The organism is Tepidimonas taiwanensis (genome assembly GCF_020162115.1).
Lineage (GTDB): Bacteria > Pseudomonadota > Gammaproteobacteria > Burkholderiales > Burkholderiaceae_C > Tepidimonas > Tepidimonas taiwanensis.
This window is the reverse complement of the sequence record NZ_CP083911.1, coordinates 1,603,947-1,621,592: the sequence shown is the minus strand read 5'-3', so window position 1 is coordinate 1,621,592 and position 17,646 is coordinate 1,603,947. Positions and strand designations below refer to the sequence as shown.

Here is a 17,646-nt window from a genome sequence, read left to right as displayed (position 1 = left end):
GCATGAAACCGATCTGGATCGCCGACGACGACCCCTCCATCCGCTTCGTGCTGGAGAAGGCGCTGGCGCGCGAGGACCTGCCCACACGCAGCTTCGACAGCCCCAAAGCGGTGCTCGACGCGCTCGCCGACGGGGCGGACGAGGGGCCGCAGGTGCTGGTCAGCGACATTCGCATGCCGGGGGGATCGGGCCTTGATCTGCTGGAAAAGGTCAAGCGCCGCTACCCGAACCTGCCGGTCATCATCATGACCGCGTACTCGGATCTGGACAGCGCCGTCGCGGCGTTCCAGGGCGGGGCGTTCGAGTACCTGCCCAAGCCGTTCGACCTGCCCAAGGCGGTCGAGCTGATCCGCCGCGCGGTCGAGGAAAGCCAGCGCGACGAGGTGGCGCAGGAGGCGCTGGCGGCCACGCCCGAGATTCTGGGCCAGGCACCGGCGATGCAGGACGTGTTCCGCGCGATCGGGCGGCTTAGCCAAAGCCACGTCACCGTGCTCATCACCGGCGAGTCCGGCACCGGCAAGGAACTGGTCGCGCGCGCGTTGCACAAGCATTCGCCGCGCGCCAAGGGGCCGTTCGTCGCCATCAACACCGCGGCGATCCCGAAAGACCTGCTCGAGTCCGAGCTGTTCGGCCACGAGCGCGGGGCGTTCACCGGTGCGCAGACGCTGCGCCGCGGCCGCTTCGAGCAGGCGGAGGGCGGCACGCTGTTCCTCGACGAGATCGGCGACATGCCGTTCGAGCTGCAGACGCGCCTGCTGCGCGTGCTGTCGGACGGCCACTACTACCGCGTCGGCGGGCACAGCGCGCTCAAGGCCAACGTGCGCGTGATCGCCGCCACACACCAGAACCTCGAGCAGCGGGTCAAGGAAGGTGCCTTCCGCGAGGACCTGTACCACCGCCTCAACGTCATCCGGCTGCGCCTGCCGCCGCTGCGCGAGCGGCGCGAGGACATCCCGCTACTGGCGCGCTTCTTCCTGCAACAAAGCGCCCGCCAGCTGGAAGTCGAACCGAAGCGCCTGTCGGATGCGGCGTTGCGCGTGCTGCAGGCGTTCGACTTCCCCGGCAACGTGCGCCAGCTGGAGAACCTCTGCCACTGGCTGACCGTGATGGCGCCGGCGCAGGTGGTCGAGGTCAAGGACCTGCCGCCGGAGGTGCGCGCCGCCTCGCGAGCGACGCCGGGGCGTGAGGGGGCGGGTGCGTCGCTGACGGCTGGTGTACCCGTGGCGGCGATGCCCTCGGAGCCGGCGGTTTCGGCCGCGGCGTGGAGCGTGCCGTTACCGGCCGAGACGGCGGACTTACCCACCACCCCCCACGGCACCACCGAGGGTGGCGGCGTTCCCACCACGCCGCAGGCCGCTGCGGTGCCGACCTTTCACAGAAGGGCGAGTGGGGCCTCGGCCCCAGTGGGTGCCGATTGGGAGGCCGGCCTGATGGCTGAAGCCACCGCATTGCTGGCCGAAGGGTGCCCCGATGTCTGGGATACCCTCGTACGTCGGGTCGAGGCGCGTTTGATACAGGCGGCATTGCAAACGACCCGTGGTCGCCGTATCGAGGCCGCGCAGCGCTTGGGGATCGGGCGCAACACCATCACGCGCAAGATGCAGGAGCTCGGCATGGAGTGAGGACCGTTGCGCGCATCAGGGAAATGAACGGGGTGGGATCATTGGTTGCACCTGTGCACCCCAACGTGGCCGCGCCCGCAACGCTGCGCTGTTAGCTATTTCAGGCGTCGGCGAGGGTGAGCAGCACCGGCGCATGGTCGCTGGGCTGAGGCCGCTTGCGCAGCGAACGCTCGATCGTGCAGGCCCGTGCCAAGTCTTTCAGCGCATCGCTGATCCAGATGTGGTCGATGCGCAGCCCACGGTTTTTCTGGAACGCGAGCTGGCGGTAGTCCCACCACGAATAGCTCTTGGGCGGCTGGGGAAACAGGCGAAACGCATCGTGCAGGCCCAGCGCGCGCAGCGCCGCCAGCTTGGCGCGTTCCTCGGTGGTGCAGTGGATGGTCTCGCGCAGCCCCTCGGGGTCCCACACGTCCTCGTCGTCCACCGTGATGTTGAAGTCACCCATCAGCACGAGCCGCGGGTGGCGCGTGAGCTCCTGCGCGATCCAGTCACGCAACGCGTCGAGCCAGCGCATCTTGTAGGCAAACTTGTCCGTCCCCGGCGCCTGCCCGTTCGGGAAATACGCCCCCACCACCCGCAGCGGCGCCGCGCCCGACGCCGGCTGCACGGTCGCCGCGATCACGCGTGCCTGCTCGTCCGCAAAGCCCGGGATGTTGCGTTGCACCTCGGTCAGCGTTGCGGGCGAGCGCACCAGCAGCGCCACGCCGTTGTAGGTCTTTTGGCCGAACCACGCCGCCGCGTAGCCAGCCTGCGCCAGTGCGTCCGCGGGGAACTTGTCATCGGTGAGCTTAAGCTCTTGCAGCGCCACCACGTCCGGCGCCGCCGTCGTCAGCCAGTCGATGACGTGCGGCAGACGGACGGCGAGGGAGTTGACGTTCCAGGTGGCCAGCCGCATCGGCTCATCCTTGCGATCAGCTCGACGCCGCGGGGTGCACCGTATCGGCGACCATAACCTCTCCCCGCAACGAGTGCGGCAGCGCTTGGGTGATGCGCACGTCGATCATCTGGCCGATGAGGCGCTGGCCGTGGGGACCGCCGTCGAAGTTGACGATGCGGTTGCACTCGGTGCGGCCCATCAGCTCCTGTGGGTTCTTCTTCGAGGGGCCTTCGACCAGGATGCGCTGCACGGTGCCGACGCGGCTGGCGCTGATGCGCGCGACGTTCGCCTCCAGCGCCTTTTGCAGCGTCTGCAGGCGGCGCAGTTTGACCTCGTGCGGGGTGTCGTCCGGCAGGTTGGCCGCCGGCGTGCCGGGGCGGGGGCTGAAGATGAAGCTGAAGCTCGCGTCGAAGCCGACGTCCTCCACCAGCTTCATCAGTTTGGCAAAGTCCTCCTCCGTCTCGCCGGGGAAGCCGACGATGAAGTCGCTCGAGAGGCTGATGTCCGGCCGCACCGCGCGCAGCCGCCGGATGGTGCTCTTGTACTCCATCGCGGTGTAGCCGCGCTTCATCGCCATCAGGATGCGGTCGCTGCCGTGCTGCACGGGCAGGTGCAGGTGGCTGACGAGCTTGGGGATGCGGCCGTAGGCCTCGATGAGGCGCGGGGTGAACTCGTTGGGGTGGCTGGTGGTGTAGCGGATGCGCTCGATGCCGGGGATGTCCGCCACGCACTCCAGCAGCAGGGCGAAGTCCTCACCGTCACCGCCACGCCAGGCGTTGACGTTCTGGCCCAGCAGCGTCACTTCCTTGACGCCCTGCTCGGCCAGGCCCGCCACTTCCACCAGCACGTCCTCCAGCGGGCGCGAGACCTCCTCGCCGCGGGTGTAGGGCACGACGCAGTAGCTGCAGTACTTGCTGCAGCCTTCCATGATGCTCACGAAGGCCGAGGCCCCCTCCACCCGCGCGGGCGGCAGGTGGTCGAATTTTTCGATTTCGGGGAAGCTGATGTCCACCTGCGGCCGCGCCTGTTGCTGACGCTGGCGCAGCAGTTCCGGCAGGCGGTGCAGCGTCTGCGGGCCGAACACCACGTCCACGTACGGCGCGCGCTGGATGATTTCCTCGCCTTCCTGGCTCGCGACGCAGCCGCCCACGCCGATGAGCACGCCTTTTTTCTTCAGGTGCTTGACGCGACCGAGGTCGGAGAAGACCTTTTCCTGCGCCTTCTCGCGCACGGAGCAGGTGTTGAAGAGGATCAGGTCGGCCTGCTCGGGGTCGTCGGTGGGTTCGTACCCCTCGGCGGCGGCGAGGACGTCGGCCATCTTGGCCGAGTCGTACTCGTTCATCTGGCAGCCGAAGGTGCGGATGTAGACTTTTTTGCTCATGGCGGCAACAGCGGTTCGTGGTGTAGATCCAGAGGCTGCGGAAAGCCTGCCATTGTAGGGCGCTTATGCCAACGCCGATACCCCTCATGCCGGTTGGTGCCCGCACCGTGTTCTGTAGGCCATCGTATCGGGTGAGGAAAGCGTCTGCCGTGACGGCGGTGTCGGGAAAGTGCCGGGAGTGGACCCCCCGTGGCAGCGCCGCACCGGCTGCAGGGTGTCGGTTTAGCGCAGCCTGCGCAGGATGCCCTTTTCCAGCTCCAGCGCCACCAGCACGCCCGCGCCCACCGCGGCGCTGACGAACAGCAGTTCTGGCGGCAGGGCCGCGCTGCCAAAGGCCGCCTGCATGAACGGGGCGTAGGTGAACAGCGCCTGCAGCGCACAGGCCGCCGCCACCGCGGCGAGCACGCGCGGCGTGCCGCGCACGCCCACCCAGGTAAACGAGCGCGCCCGCAGGTAGCGCACGCTGAAGAGATAGAAGATTTCCATCGCCACCAGTGTGTTGACCGCGAGCGTCTGGGCGACTGCCGTCGGGTACCCCGACGCGAGTGCCCAACGGTAGGTGCCGAAGATGCCGAGCGCGAACAGCCCCGACACCAGCCCGATGCGCCACAGCACGAAGGGCGAGAGCATCGGCTCGTCCGGGCGCCGCGGGGGGCGGTGCATCACGTCGGGCTCGGTCGGCTCGAAGGCAAGCACCATCGCCAGCGCGATCGAGCTCACCATGTTGACCCACAGGATCTGCACCGGCGCGATGGGCAGCGCGAGCCCAAAGAGCACCGCCACCAGCAGCGACACCGACTCGCCGCCGTTGATGGGCAGCAGGAACGTGACCACCTTGCGCAGGTTGTCATAGACCGTGCGGCCTTCCTCCACCGCGCGGGCGATGGTGGCGAAGTTGTCGTCGGCGAGCACCATCGCCGCGGCGCGCTTGGCGGCCTCCGTCCCCTTGTGGCCCATGGCCACGCCGACGTCGGCGGCCTTGAGGGCTGGCGCGTCGTTGACGCCGTCGCCGGTCATCGCGACGATCTCGCCGTTGGCCTGCAGCGCACGCACGAGGCGCAGCTTGTGCTCCGGCGCGGCGCGCGCGAACACATCGGTCGTGCGCACGGCGTCGCGTAGCGCCGCGTCGTCCATCGCCTCGATGTCCTGTCCCGTCAACGCGGCCCCGCCAGTGCTCAGCCCCAGCTGGCGCGCGATCGCCGATGCCGTGACGGCATGGTCGCCGGTGATCATCTTGACGCGGATGCCGGCGCTTTGACAGGCGGCCACGGCCGCGACGGCCTCCTCGCGCGGCGGGTCGATGATGCCGACCAGGCCAACGAGCACGAGGTCGTGCGCGACCGCGTCGTGGGTGAGCGGCTCGCTGACGTGCCATGGGCGCCGGGCGATGGCCAGCACGCGGCGGCCTTGCGCGGCCTGTTGCTCCACCTGCGCATGCCAGTGGTCGCGGCGCAGCGGGCGGGCGTGGCCGTGGGCGTCCAGCTCCTGGCTGCACATCGCGAGCAGCCGCTCCGGCGCGCCCTTGACCCACACCTCCGCGCCGGCGTGGCCGGTGGCGCGCCGGTGGGCCGTGGCCATGTAGCGCCGTGCCGATTCGAACGGCAGCACGCCGATGCGCGGGCGCTCCTCGGCCAGCCGGCGCGCGTCGATCCCGGCCTTCATCGCCAGCGTCAGCAGCGCGCCTTCGGTGGGGTCGCCCGACAGCCGCCAGTCGGGCGGGTCCCCTTCGCCCGGGCGCAGCTCGGCGTCGTTGCACAGCGCCGCGCCTTCGGCCAGCGCCAGAAGCGCCGGGGCCTCGCGCCACAGCTCGGCGGGCTGCAGCGGTATTCCGTGGCGTCGCAGCGCACCGGTGGGGGCATAGCCGACGCCGTCCACCTCGACGACGCCGTCGGCCAGAACCACCTGCTGCACCGTCATCTCGTTGCGGGTGAGCGTGCCGGTTTTGTCGGAACAGATGACCGTCACACAGCCGAGCGTTTCCACCGCGGGCAGACGCCGCACGATGGCGCGCCGCTGCGCCATGCGCTGCACACCGATCGCCAGCGTCACGGTCATGATCGCGGGCAGCCCTTCGGGAATGGCGGCCACCGCCAGCCCCACCGCGGCCATGAAGGTCTGCAGCGCCGGCAGCTCTCGCACGCCCCAGCCGAAACCGAACAGCAGCGCGGCCGCGGCCAGCACCGCCAGCGTGATCCAGCGGCCGAGCTGCGCCATCTGCCGCACCAGCGGCGTCGTGGTGTCCCCCACCGTTTGCAGCAGCCGCCCGATGCGCCCCATCTCGGTCGCCATGCCAGTGGCAACCACCACCGCCCGGCCCTGACCGCGCGTGACCAGCGTCCCGGCGTAGCCCATGCTGCGCCGGTCACCCAGCGGTGCGTCCGGTGTGACCGGTTCCGCCTGTTTCGCGGTGGGGACCGACTCACCCGTCAGCGCCGACTCGTCGATCTGCAGCTCGTGCACCTGCAGCCAGCGCACGTCGGCGGAGAGGCTGTCGCCGGCGGCGACCTGCACCACGTCGCCCGGCACGAGGTGCACCGCGTCGATCTCCAGCAGGCGCCCGTCGCGCCAGACTTGGGCGCGCGGTGCCAGCAGGCCGCGGATCGCCGCCAGCGCCCGCTCGGCCTTGCCTTCCTGAATCACACCGATGCCGACGTTGAGCAGCACGACGGCGAGGATGACGAGCGCGTCGATGCCGTGCCCGATCGCGACCGTGATCCCCGCCGCAGCCAGCAGCACCCAGATCAGCAGGTTGTCGAACTGCCGCGCAACGCGCCGCCACAGCGGCACGGGCGGGGCTTCCTGCAGCCGGTTGTCGCCGTGGCGTTGGCGCCGCGCGGCCGCCTCGGCGCTGGTGAGCCCCTGCGCCTCGGCGCCGAGCCGGTGCAGCACCGCGTCGGCAGGAAGCGCGTGCCAGGGGACGGTGTCGCGGGCGGACGTGTCGGCGGGCGCAGGGGAGGCGGCGTGATCTTTTACCATGACTGGATCAGGGTTTTAGGGTGGCGGTTGTCCGATGAAGGGAGAGTTGAAAGGTGTGGTTTCGCGGTGGTGCTTACGCCCTGGCAGCCGACGACTCGGCGTGCCGGATCGCAGCCGCCACCCCGCGCAGGTAGGCGGCCAGCCTCGGGTCGGCGTGGAGTTGGAGGAGCAACTCCGCCGCGCGTTCCATGTCGCGCCAGCTGCCGATGCGCGTCTGCCAGGCGCGGGCGTTGCGCTGCCAGCGGTCGAGCCGGCGCGCCGCCTTGGGCGCGAGGGTCGATGCCACCGCCTCGGCGCCGTAGCGCAGGCGTTTGGCCAGCAGCCGCGCGGCGTGCAGTGCGTCGGCCGCGTCCCCGGCGGCATCCGGGTGCAGGCGCTGGCGCAACCGCGCGTGCCAGCGCGCCAGCCGTTGCGCCGCCCAGTCGGCCGGGGCGTCGATGCGCTCGGGCAGCGCCAGCAGCCACCGGCCGTGTGCGAGCAGTGCCTGTCCCACCGCCGGATCGCCGAGGCGGGCGCGCAACGCCCGCCGCTCGCGGCGGGCCGCGGCCTGCAGCCGGCGCTGGGCGCGCTGCCACGTCCGCTCGCGCGTGGCGTCCGGTGGACTGCCGACGAACGCCGCTGCCCAGGCGGGCAGCGTCTCGGTGGCGGCGACGTCCAGGTCCCGCACGGCCCCGAGCGCATCGAGCAGCGGCTGCAACGGTTCGCGCGCCGGGGGCTCGGGTAGCCACGGGCGCAGCAGCCGCAGCAGGCTGCGCCAGCGTCGCCAGCCAACGCGTGCCTGGTGTACATACTCGGGGTCGTCACCACGGACGGCGAGCGCGAGGTTGTCGCACACTTGCCCCAGCGCATCGCCGAGCGCGGCGCGGGCCACCGCCATCGGGTCCGCATGCCGCGGCAGCGCGAGTCGCTGGGCGTGCACGGGTTGGTCCCAAGTGCCGTCGAGCAACTGCTGCGCTCGCTGGGCCTTGCTCAGCCGCGCGGGCAGCAGCGGCAGGCTTTGCGCCAGCGCGTCGGCGACGCGGTCCAGTGCGGCCGGGTCGCCGCGCAGCAACTCCAGCTCCAGCTCCAGCAGCGGCGCGTGGCGCCCGCCGGCGCGCACGGTGCCGGCGTCCAGTGCCACCTCCACGACGCCGTCGGGGGCGTGCACGACCCACGTCGTGCGCACGCAGCGCGTTTCGTACACGGCCTGGAGGCTGGCGAGGCGCTGCGCGGCTTCCGGGTGCTCGCCCAGCGGCGTGGCGAGCAGTGCCCGCCGGTCCAGCCGGGGGCGGTTGAGCGGCACGGTCCACTCCCCGCGCGCGCTCCACGCCCCGGTCTGGGTGCCGGCGGTCTTGAGCGTCTGTTCCCACAGGGCCGTGGCACGGGCTCCGTCGGCCGACGCAGGGGCCGCGAGTGGGGTGATCGCGCGCACGCGCAGCGCGCAACGCTGTTCGCGCAGCCAGCCGTCCGGCGTGTCGTAGTACCGGTTGACCAGGCGTTGCTGGCGGGCGCGCCGGCGGCGCAGCAGGGGGTGCGTCCGCAGGCGGGCGAGCGCCTGCGCGGCCCGCAGGCCCGGTAACGCGAACTTGAGCTCGATTTCTTGCGGCACAATGCCCTCCGGCCAAGTTGACCCACCGATCCTAGCCGCAAGTCGTGTCATGAACCACCCCTCCCGCGACCTTTCGCACGTGGCGCCCACCGACCGCGCCGAAATCCTGAGCCAGGCGCTGCCCTACATCCGCCGCTATCACGGCAAGACGATGGTCATCAAATACGGCGGCAATGCGATGACCGATCCGGCGCTGCAGGCCGCGTTCGCGGAGGACGTGGTGCTGCTCAAGCTCGTCGGCATCAACCCCGTGGTCGTGCACGGGGGCGGCCCGCAGATCGAGACGCTGCTCAAGCGCCTGGGCAAGCAGGGCCAGTTCATCCAGGGCATGCGCGTCACGGACGCCGAGACGATGGAGGTCGTCGAGTGGGTGCTGGCCGGCGAGGTGCAGCAGGACATCGTCGGCCTGATCAACCGCGCCGGGGGCAAGGCCGTGGGCCTGACCGGCCGCGACGGCGCGATGATCCGTGCCCGCAAGCTGCGCATGGTGGACCTGCAGGACCCTGCCGTCGAGCACGACGTCGGGCAGGTGGGGGACATCGTCTCCATCGACCCGTCGGTCGTGCGGGCGTTGCAGGAGGACCAGTTCATCCCCGTGGTCAGCCCGATCGGCTTTGGCGAGCACAACGAGAGCTACAACATCAACGCCGACGTCGTGGCGGCCAAGCTCGCGACCGTGCTGCAAGCCGAGAAGCTGCTGATGCTGACCAACATCCGCGGCGTGCTGGACAAGGACGGCAGCGTGCTGACGGAGCTCACGCCGCGGCGCATCGACGAACTGGTGGCCGACGGCACGATCAGCGGCGGCATGATCCCCAAAATCGCCGGGGCGCTGGATGCGGCCAAGAGCGGGGTGAAGGCCGTGCACATCATCGACGGGCGCGTGCCGCACGCGCTGCTGCTGGAGGTGCTGGGCGACCAGCCCTTCGGCACGATGATCCGCTCGCACTGAAGGCGCACGGCCCCGCTGCGCCCGCGGTCGCGGCACACCCGTGCGCCGGGGGGACCAGCGCTTGGACGGCGCCGGTTTGGAGTAAACCCGCGTTTCGGTAAAACGCACGTTCACCAAAACGCACGTTTCAGTCAAACCCGCGTTTCGCTACAACGCGCGTTTCACCAAAACGCAAGTTTCACCAAAAAGCGGTTGACAAGCACTCGGTGGGCTCTAAAATAGAACGATCGTTCGTTTTATTTTGAGGCTCGCATGGCCATCACCGATACCCCGTCCGCGACGGGCACTGCCCGCAAGCGCCGCCCCCACTCCGGCGGTAACGCCCGCGGCGCGAAGGCCGTCCACAAAGGCCAGCAGACCAAGGCCGCGATCATCGACGCGGCGCTTGCGATGGCGTCGCATGTCGGGCTGGAGGGCCTGAGCATCGGCGCGATCGCCGAGGTGATGCAGATGAGCAAGTCGGGCGTGTTCGCGCACTTCGGCTCGCGCGAGGAGTTGCAGATCGCGGTGGTGCGCGAGTACCACGAGCGCTTCGAGCGCGAGGTCTTTCGCCCGGCGCTCGCCGCCCCGCGCGGGCTGCCGCGGCTGCGTGCGCTGTTCGACAACTGGATGCGCCAGACGTCGCTGGAAATCGATTCCGGCTGCATCTACATCAGCGGGGCGGTCGAGTTCGACGACCGTCCTGGTCCGGTGCGTGACGCGCTGGTCGACACCGTCAACACCTGGCAGGCGGCGGTGCGCCGCGCCGTGCAGCTGGCGATCGACGAAGGGCACCTGCGCGCCGACGCCGACCCGGCGCAGATCGCCTTCGAGATCCACGGTCTGATCCTCGCGCTGCACTACGAGGCGCGCTTCCTGCGCAGCCCGGACGGCGTGCAGCACGCCCGCGCCGGTTTCGACAACATTCTGGCGCGCTACCAACCCTGAGCATCGGGTCCGCTCCCGACTTCTTCCGTTCCCAACCCTTGACACCCGCCCTCTGAAGGAGACCATACCATGCCCCAGTACAACCCGCCCCTGCGCGACATGCAATTCGTCCTGCACGAAGTGCTGCGCGTCGTCGACGAGCTCAAGGTCTGCCCGCCGCATGCGGAGGTGGACGCCGACACCATCAACGCCGTGCTGGAGGAGGGGGGCAAGTTTGCCGCCGAGGTGGCGTTCCCGATCAACATCACCGGTGACGCCGAGGGGTGCCGCCTGAACAAGGAGACCCACGAGGTCACGACGCCCAGCGGCTTCAAGGCCGCCTACGAGCAGTACGTCGCCGGTGGCTGGCCCGCGCTGAGCTGCGATCCGCAGTATGGCGGGCAGGGGCTGCCGTTCGTCGTCAACCAGGCGTTTTACGAGATGCTCAACAGCGCCAACCAGGCGTGGACGATGTACCCGGGCCTGAGCCACGGCGCGTACGAGTGCCTGCACGCGCACGGCACCGAGGAGCAAAAGCGCCTGTATCTGCCCAAGCTGACGAGCGGCGAGTGGACCGGCACGATGTGCCTGACCGAGCCGCACTGTGGTACGGACCTGGGCCTGTTGCGCACCAAGGCCGAGCCGCAGCCCGACGGCACCTACAAGCTCACGGGCCAGAAGATCTTCATCTCCGCGGGCGAGCATGATCTGGCGGAAAACATCGTCCACCTGGTGCTGGCGCGCCTGCCCGACGCCCCGGCCGGCACGAAGGGCATCAGTCTCTTCGTCGTGCCCAAGTTCAAGGTCAACGCCGACGGCAGCCTGGGCGAGCGCAACGCCATCTACTGCGGCGGCATCGAGCACAAGATGGGCATCCACGGCAACGCCACCTGCCAGATGATCCTGGACGGCGCGGTCGGCACGATGGTGGGCCAGCCGAACAAGGGCCTGCAGGCGATGTTCGTGATGATGAACGCGGCGCGCCTGGGTGTGGGCAACCAGTCGGTCGGCCTGACCGAGGTCGCGTTCCAGAACGCGCTCGCCTACGCGAAGGACCGCATCCAGATGCGCAGCCTCTCCGGCCCCAAGGCGAAGGACAAGCCGGCCGACCCGATCATCGTGCACCCGGACGTGCGCCGCATGCTGCTGACCGCCAAGGCGTATGCCGAAGGCGGGCGCGCGCTGTTGATCTACTGCGCGCTGCTGCTGGACAAGGAACTGCACCACCCCGACGAGCAGGTGCGCAAGGACAGCGCGGAGTTGCTGGCGCTGCTGACGCCGATCGCCAAGGCGTTCCTGACTGACAACGGCTTCATCGCCGTCAACGAGTGCCTGCAGGTCTTCGGCGGCCACGGCTACATCAAAGAGTGGGGCATGGAGCAGTTCGTGCGCGATGCCCGCATCAACATGATCTACGAGGGCACCAACACCGTGCAGAGCCTGGACCTGCTGGGCCGCAAGGTGCTGGCCAACCAGGGCGCGACGCTGAAGAAGTTCGGCAAGCTGGTGCAATCGCTCATCGAGGAAGAAGGCGTCAACGAGAAGATGAGCGAGTTCATCAACCCGCTGGCGCAGCTGGCCGAGCAGATGACCAAGTTCACCACCGAGATCGGCTTCAAGGCGCTGCAAAACCCGGACGAGGCGGGCGCGGCGGCCGTGCCCTACCTGCGCGTGGCGGGGCACCTGGTGTTCGCGTACTTCTTCGCCCGCATGGCGTCGGTGGCGCTCAAGGCCATCGCCGCCGGCAGCACCGATCCGTTCTACCGCGGCAAGCTGCAGACGGCGCGCTTCTACTTCGCGCGCCTGTTCCCCGAGACGGCGACGCTGATGCGCCAGGCCCGCGCCGGCGTGGCGTCGCTGCTCGACACCGACGCGGCGCTGGCCTGAACCCGCACAGACGCAACAGGAGACCGGCATGAAAACCCGTATCGTCGCCCCCCGTATTGCCGCACTGCTGCTGGCGCTGGCGGCGCCGGCCTGGGCCCAGATGACCCCCGTGGGTCGTTGGCACACCATCGACGACGAGACCAAGGAGGTCAAGAGCGAAGTCGTCATCACCGAGAAGGACGGCGTCCTGACGGGCCGCATCGACAAGCTGCTGCGCAAGGGCGCGGATCCGAACCGCCGCTGCACCGCCTGCGAGGATGACCGCAAGGACCAGCCCTTCATTGGGCTGGAGATCATCCGCGGCGTGCGCAAGGTCGAGGGTAAGGAGGTGTGGGATGGCGGCACCATCCTCGACCCCGAGAAGGGCAAGATCTACAGCGTTCGGCTGACGCCGGTCGACGGCGGATCGAAGCTCGAAGTGCGCGGTTACTTCCTGTTCATCGGTCGCACGCAGACCTGGGTGCGCGTGAACTGACGCGCCCCTTCACACGCAAGGATTCACCATGTCCCGATTCACCGTCAAACGCGTCGCCGTGTTGGGCGCCGGTGTGATGGGCGCGCAGATCGCCGCCCATCTCGTCAACGTGCGCGTGCCCGTGGTGCTGTTCGACCTGCCGAAGGACGGCGCCGACAAGAGCGCCATCGCCCGCCAGGCGATCGCCAACCTGAAGAAGCTCAAGCCCAGCCCGCTCGGGGTGGCCGACGAGGCCGACCTCATCCAGCCCGCCAATTACGACGAGCACCTGGGGCTGCTGGGCGAATGCGACCTCGTCATCGAGGCCATCGCCGAGCGCATGGACTGGAAGCACCAGCTCTATGCGCGCATCGCGCCGCACCTGGCCAGCCACGCGATCCTGGCCACCAACACCTCCGGGCTGCCGATCCGGCAGTTGGCCGAACCGCTGCCCGCCGAGCTGCGCCCGCGCTTCTGCGGCATTCACTTTTTCAACCCGCCGCGCTACATGCCGCTGGTGGAGCTGATCGCCACCGCCGACACGCGCGCCGACGTGCTCGACGCGCTGGAGGGGTTCGTGACCACGACGCTGGGCAAGAACGTCGTGCGGGCCAAGGACACGCCCAACTTCGTGGCCAACCGCATCGGCATCGCGGGGATGCTCTCGACGATGCGTGAGGCCGAGCGCTACGGGCTGACCTTCGACATCGTCGATGACCTGACGGGTAAGCGCCTCGGGCGCGCCTCCAGCGGGACGTTCCGCACCGCCGACGTCGTGGGACTGGACACGCTGGCGCACGTGATCCGCACGATGCAGACGCAGCTCAGCCCCGAGACCGATCCGTTCTACGAGACCTTTGCCACGCCGGCCGTGCTGCAGGCCTTGCTGGACAAGGGCCACCTGGGCCAGAAGACCAAGGCGGGTTTTTACAAAAAGGCGGGGCGCGACGTGCTGCGCTTCGACCTCGCCAAGGGTGAGTATGTCCCCGCCGGGGCCAAGGCCGACGAGGTCTACGGCCGCATGCTCAAAAAACCCGCGGCCGAGCGCCTGAAGCTGCTGCGCAATGCCGAAGGGCCGCAGGGGCAGTTCCTGTGGGCCATCCTGCGCAACGGGTTTCATTACGCGGCGCTGCACCTGCAGTCGATTGCCGAGACCGCGCGCGACGTGGACCAGGCGATGCGCTGGGGCTTTGGCATGAGCCAGGGCCCGTTCGAGCTGTGGCAGGAGGCGGGCTGGCTGGAGGTCGCCCGCATGGTGCAGGAGGATATCGACGCCGGTCGCGCCCTGTGCCGCGCACCGCTGCCCGACTGGGTCTTCCACGGCCCGGTGGCCGAGCGTGGCGGCGTGCATCAGCCGGAGGGATCCTGGAACCCGGCGACCGGGCGCTTTGAGCCGCCGCGCACGCTGCCCGTGCACCAACGTCAACTCTACCGCGAGCGTGTCTTTGGTGAGGGTGGCCCGGACTGGCGCACCGACGGCACGACGGTGTACGAGGACGACGCGATCCGCCTGTGGACGCTGGATCGTCCGGGCCTGGACGACGTGTTGATCGCGTCGATCAAGACCAAGATGCACGCCATCAGCCCCGCCGTGGTCGAGGGGCTGGACCGCGCCGTGGACGAGGCCGAGGCGCGCTTCAACGGTCTGGTCGTGTGGTCCGGGGACGAGCCGTTCTCGGTCGGCGCGGATCTGCAGGCGACGCTGCCCGCGTTTGCCGCGATGGGCGTGCAGGCCATCGAGTCGGTCGAAGCCGAGATGCAGCGCGTGATGCTGCGCCTGCGCTACGCCCAGGTGCCCACGGTGGCGGCTGTGCGTGGCATGGCGCTCGGCGGCGGCTGCGAACTGGCCGTGCACTGCGCGCGCCGTGTCGCGCACATGGAAAGCTACATGGGACTCGTGGAAGTGGGCGTGGGCCTGATCCCCGGCGCCGGTGGGCTGACCTATATCGCCCGCCGCGCGGCTGAAAATGCACGCGCCTCCACCGGCACGGACCTGCTGCCCTTCCTGACCGAAGGTTTCAAGGCCGCCGCGATGGCCACCGTCGGCACGAGCGCCCTGGAGAGCCGCAAGATCGGCTACCTGCTCGAGAGCGACGTGATCGTCCCGCACCGCGACGAGCTGCTGTTCGTGGCGCTGCGCACCGCACAGGCGATGCACGAAGCCGGCTACCGGCCGCCGCTCAAGCGCCTGTTCCCGGTAGCGGGGCGCTCCGGCAAGGCCACGATCCTCGGGTCGCTCGTCAACATGCGCGACGGCGGCTTCATCACCGCCTACGACTTCGAGATCGCCAGCCGCATCGCGCACGTCGTCACCGGCGGTGACGTCGAAGCGGGCACGCTGGTGAACGAGGAATACCTGATGAAGCTCGAGCGCGAGGCCTTCTGTGCCCTGATCGCGCAGCCCAAGACCCAGGAGCGCATCCTGGGCCTGCTCAACACCGGCAAGCCGGTGCGCAACTGATCCGACGCGGAGATACCCGACATGAAAACCCTCCAAGACGCCTACATCGTGGCGGCCACCCGCACGCCGATCGGCAAATCGCACAAGGGGTACTTTCGCCAGACGCGCCCGGACGACCTGCTGGCGCACACGCTGCGCGCGGCGCTGGCCCAAGTGCCGGGGCTGGATCCGGCAGCGATCGAGGACGTGATCTGCGGCTGCGCCATTCCCGAAGCGCAGCAGGGCCTCAACGTCGCCCGCGTCGCCGCGGTGCTGGCCGGGCTGCCCAAGAGCGTGGGCGGCATCACCGTCAACCGTTTCTGCGCCTCGGGCCTGTCGGCCGTGCAGATGGCGGCGGACCGCATCCGCGTCGGCGAGGCCGACGTGATGATCGCCGCGGGCGTGGAGAGCATGAGCATGGTGCCCATGATGGGCAACACGCCGAGCCTCTCGCCCTCCATTTTCGCTAAGCTCGACAACGTCGAGGATTACGGCATCGCCTACGGCATGGGGCTAACGGCCGAAAAAGTGGCCCAGCAGTGGAAGGTGAGCCGCGAAGCGCAGGACGCGTTCGCGCTGCAATCGCACCAACGGGCGATTGCCGCACAACAAGCGGGCGAGTTCGCCGACGAGATCACCCCGGTGGACGTGGTGGAGCGCGAGCTGGACCTCGACAGCGGCGAAGTGCGCACGCGCACCCGGACCGTGACGCTCGACGAGGGGCCGCGCGCCGACACGAGCCTGGAGGCGCTGGGCAAGCTGCGACCGGTGTTCGCCACGCCGCGCCGCGCCGATCTGACGCCGACCGGGCTGGGCACTGTCACGGCCGGTAACAGCTCGCAGACTTCGGACGGTGCCGGCGTGCTCATCCTGGCCAGCGAGGCGGCGGTCAAGCGCTTTGGTCTCACGCCGCTGGCGCGTTTCGTCTCCTTCGCCGCCCGCGGTGTACCGCCGCACATCATGGGCATCGGTCCGATCGAGGCGATTCCCGCGGCGCTGCGCGCCGCGGGCCTCCAGCAGGACGACCTCGACTGGATCGAACTCAACGAGGCCTTTGCTGCGCAGTCGCTGGCGGTGATGAACCAGCTCGGGCTCGATCCGGCCAAGGTCAACCCGATGGGCGGCGCCATCGCGCTCGGGCACCCCTTGGGGGCGACTGGGGCCATCCGCTCCGCCACGGTGGTGCACGCGCTGCGCCGCCGCAACCTGCGCTACGGCATGGTCACGATGTGCGTGGGCATGGGGCAGGGTGCGGCGGGCATCTTCGAACGGGTATGATGGAGCGCACCATGGCCGACATCCTGCAACACGCCGAAGGGGGGGTGCTCACGCTGACCCTCAACCGTCCCGAGCGTAAGAATTCGCTGACCAGCGCGATGTACGCCACGCTGGCCGACGCGCTGGCCCAAGCGGCGACGGACGACGCCACGCGCGTCGTCGTCATCCAGGGCAACGAGGCGATGTTCTGCGCCGGCAACGACATCGAGGAGTTTCTGCACCAGCCGCCGATGGGGGCGGACAGCCCGGTGCTGCGCTTTTTGCGGGCGATCGCGACCTTCCCGAAGCCGCTGCTGGCGTCGGTGTGCGGCCCGGCGGTGGGCATCGGCACGACGATGCTGTTTCATTGCGACCTGGTGTATGCCGGGGACAACGCGGCGTTTTCGATGCCGTTCGTCAACCTCGGCCTGTGTGTCGAGGGGGCGGCAAGCCTGCTGGCCCCGGCGATGTTTGGCTACCACCGCGCGGCCGAGGCGTTGCTTCTGGGTGAACCGATCTACGCCGAGGCCGCGCTCGAGGTCGGCCTCGTCAACAAGGTCCTGCCGCCGACCGAAGCCAACGCCTACACGCAGCAGATCGCGGCCAAGCTGGCGGCCAAACCGGCGGTGTCGCTCGTGGAAACCAAGCGCCTGATGAAAGGCAGCCAGCAGGAGGCGGTGGTGCAACGCATCGTCGACGAAGCGACGGTGTTTGCCCGGCTGCTGCGCGGTCCGGCCGCGAAGGAGGCATTCACCGCCTTCCTGGAGAAGCGCGCCCCCGACTTCAGCCGCGTCTGAGGAGGCAGGTGATGACGCGGGCCACGCAGACGCCGGTGGAAGCGGTCGCGTTCGAGCCCGCGTTCATCGCGGGCGTCAAAGAGATCTTCGAGCGCAAGATCGCCTTCAACGCCGTCTTGGGCCTGCGCATCACCGAGATCACCGCCGACCGGGTGCGGGCGCGCATCGACATGCGCCCCGAGCTGGTCGGCCACTTCGCCTACAACCGCATCCACGGCGGTGTCATCAGCGCCGGGCTGGACGCGATGGGCGGGCTGGCAGTGATGGCCGCGATCGGCGCGCGCCACATGGACGAGCCGCCCGAGCAGCGCCTGCACCGCTTCGCCAAGCTCGGCACCATCGACCTGCGCATCGACTACCTGCGCCCCGGCATCGGCGAAGCCTTCATCCTCGAAGCCGAGGTGCTGCGCCTCGGCTCCCGCGTGGCCTCGACCCGCATGGCGTTTCTAGCACTCGACGGTAAGTTACTGGCCACGGGGGCGGGGGCGTATATCGTCTCCTGACCGGCA

13 protein-coding genes are annotated in these 17,646 nt (G+C 69.4%); 9 read left to right on the top strand and 4 right to left on the bottom strand.

The window, feature by feature from the left end; translation table 11 throughout:
* The first annotated feature begins 2 nt into the window (after positions 1 to 2).
* The gene (gene ntrC / locus LCC91_RS07495; protein WP_043700617.1) at positions 3 to 1,622 is read left to right on the top strand and encodes a nitrogen regulation protein NR(I); all 1,620 of its coding nucleotides are present in this window, start codon (positions 3 to 5) and stop codon (positions 1,620 to 1,622) included.
* Between the two features lie 100 nt (positions 1,623 to 1,722).
* Here the strand turns inward: ntrC and LCC91_RS07490 are convergent, their stop codons facing one another.
* The 4 genes from LCC91_RS07490 to LCC91_RS07475 all read right to left on the bottom strand — a co-directional run bounded on the left by LCC91_RS07490 (position 1,723) and on the right by LCC91_RS07475 (position 8,444).
* The gene (locus tag LCC91_RS07490; RefSeq protein ID WP_043700616.1) at positions 1,723 to 2,517 is read right to left on the bottom strand and encodes an exodeoxyribonuclease III; all 795 of its coding nucleotides are present in this window, start codon (positions 2,515 to 2,517) and stop codon (positions 1,723 to 1,725) included.
* 16 nt (positions 2,518 to 2,533) lie between these two features.
* A complete protein-coding gene (gene miaB, locus LCC91_RS07485; RefSeq protein WP_143897438.1) occupies positions 2,534 to 3,880 on the bottom strand; it encodes a tRNA (N6-isopentenyl adenosine(37)-C2)-methylthiotransferase MiaB in 1,347 nt (448 codons plus the stop codon).
* Positions 3,881 to 4,102: 222 nt separating this feature from the next.
* Positions 4,103 to 6,856 carry a cation-translocating P-type ATPase gene (locus LCC91_RS07480; protein WP_043700614.1) on the bottom strand — a complete coding sequence of 918 codons (2,754 nt, stop codon included), beginning with the start codon at positions 6,854 to 6,856 and terminating at the stop codon, positions 4,103 to 4,105.
* Positions 6,857 to 6,929: 73 nt separating this feature from the next.
* Positions 6,930 to 8,444, bottom strand: coding sequence for a CYTH and CHAD domain-containing protein (locus LCC91_RS07475; protein WP_185974862.1), 1,515 nt, complete (start codon positions 8,442 to 8,444; stop codon positions 6,930 to 6,932).
* A gap of 49 nt (positions 8,445 to 8,493) precedes the next feature.
* On the opposite strand from LCC91_RS07475, the gene argB reads away from it, so the two are divergent.
* The 8 genes from argB (at position 8,494) to LCC91_RS07435 (ending at position 17,640) form a co-directional block, all read left to right on the top strand.
* Positions 8,494 to 9,396, top strand: a complete 903-nt coding sequence (argB, locus tag LCC91_RS07470; protein ID WP_043698140.1) for an acetylglutamate kinase — start codon at positions 8,494 to 8,496, stop codon at positions 9,394 to 9,396.
* A 252-nt stretch (positions 9,397 to 9,648) separates the two neighbouring features.
* The gene (locus LCC91_RS07465) at positions 9,649 to 10,323 is read left to right on the top strand and encodes a TetR/AcrR family transcriptional regulator (RefSeq protein ID WP_043698143.1); all 675 of its coding nucleotides are present in this window, start codon (positions 9,649 to 9,651) and stop codon (positions 10,321 to 10,323) included.
* 69 nt (positions 10,324 to 10,392) lie between these two features.
* Positions 10,393 to 12,189: an acyl-CoA dehydrogenase C-terminal domain-containing protein gene (locus LCC91_RS07460; RefSeq protein WP_043698146.1), complete on the top strand. Its 1,797-nt coding sequence runs from the start codon at positions 10,393 to 10,395 to the stop codon at positions 12,187 to 12,189.
* Positions 12,190 to 12,217: 28 nt separating this feature from the next.
* Complete coding sequence (locus tag LCC91_RS07455) at positions 12,218 to 12,664, top strand: DUF2147 domain-containing protein (RefSeq protein ID WP_043698150.1); 447 nt, start codon at positions 12,218 to 12,220, stop codon at positions 12,662 to 12,664.
* 28 nt (positions 12,665 to 12,692) lie between these two features.
* Positions 12,693 to 15,104, top strand: a complete 2,412-nt coding sequence (locus LCC91_RS07450) for a 3-hydroxyacyl-CoA dehydrogenase/enoyl-CoA hydratase family protein (protein ID WP_043698154.1) — start codon at positions 12,693 to 12,695, stop codon at positions 15,102 to 15,104.
* A 21-nt stretch (positions 15,105 to 15,125) separates the two neighbouring features.
* Positions 15,126 to 16,361 (top strand): acetyl-CoA C-acyltransferase, encoded by a 1,236-nt coding sequence (locus LCC91_RS07445; RefSeq protein ID WP_043698158.1) that lies wholly within the window; start codon positions 15,126 to 15,128, stop codon positions 16,359 to 16,361.
* Between the two features lie 11 nt (positions 16,362 to 16,372).
* Positions 16,373 to 17,137: an enoyl-CoA hydratase gene (locus tag LCC91_RS07440; protein WP_143897436.1), complete on the top strand. Its 765-nt coding sequence runs from the start codon at positions 16,373 to 16,375 to the stop codon at positions 17,135 to 17,137.
* An 11-nt stretch (positions 17,138 to 17,148) separates the two neighbouring features.
* Positions 17,149 to 17,640 (top strand): thioesterase family protein, encoded by a 492-nt coding sequence (locus tag LCC91_RS07435; RefSeq protein ID WP_043698164.1) that lies wholly within the window; start codon positions 17,149 to 17,151, stop codon positions 17,638 to 17,640.
* The last annotated feature ends 6 nt before the right edge of the window (positions 17,641 to 17,646 follow it).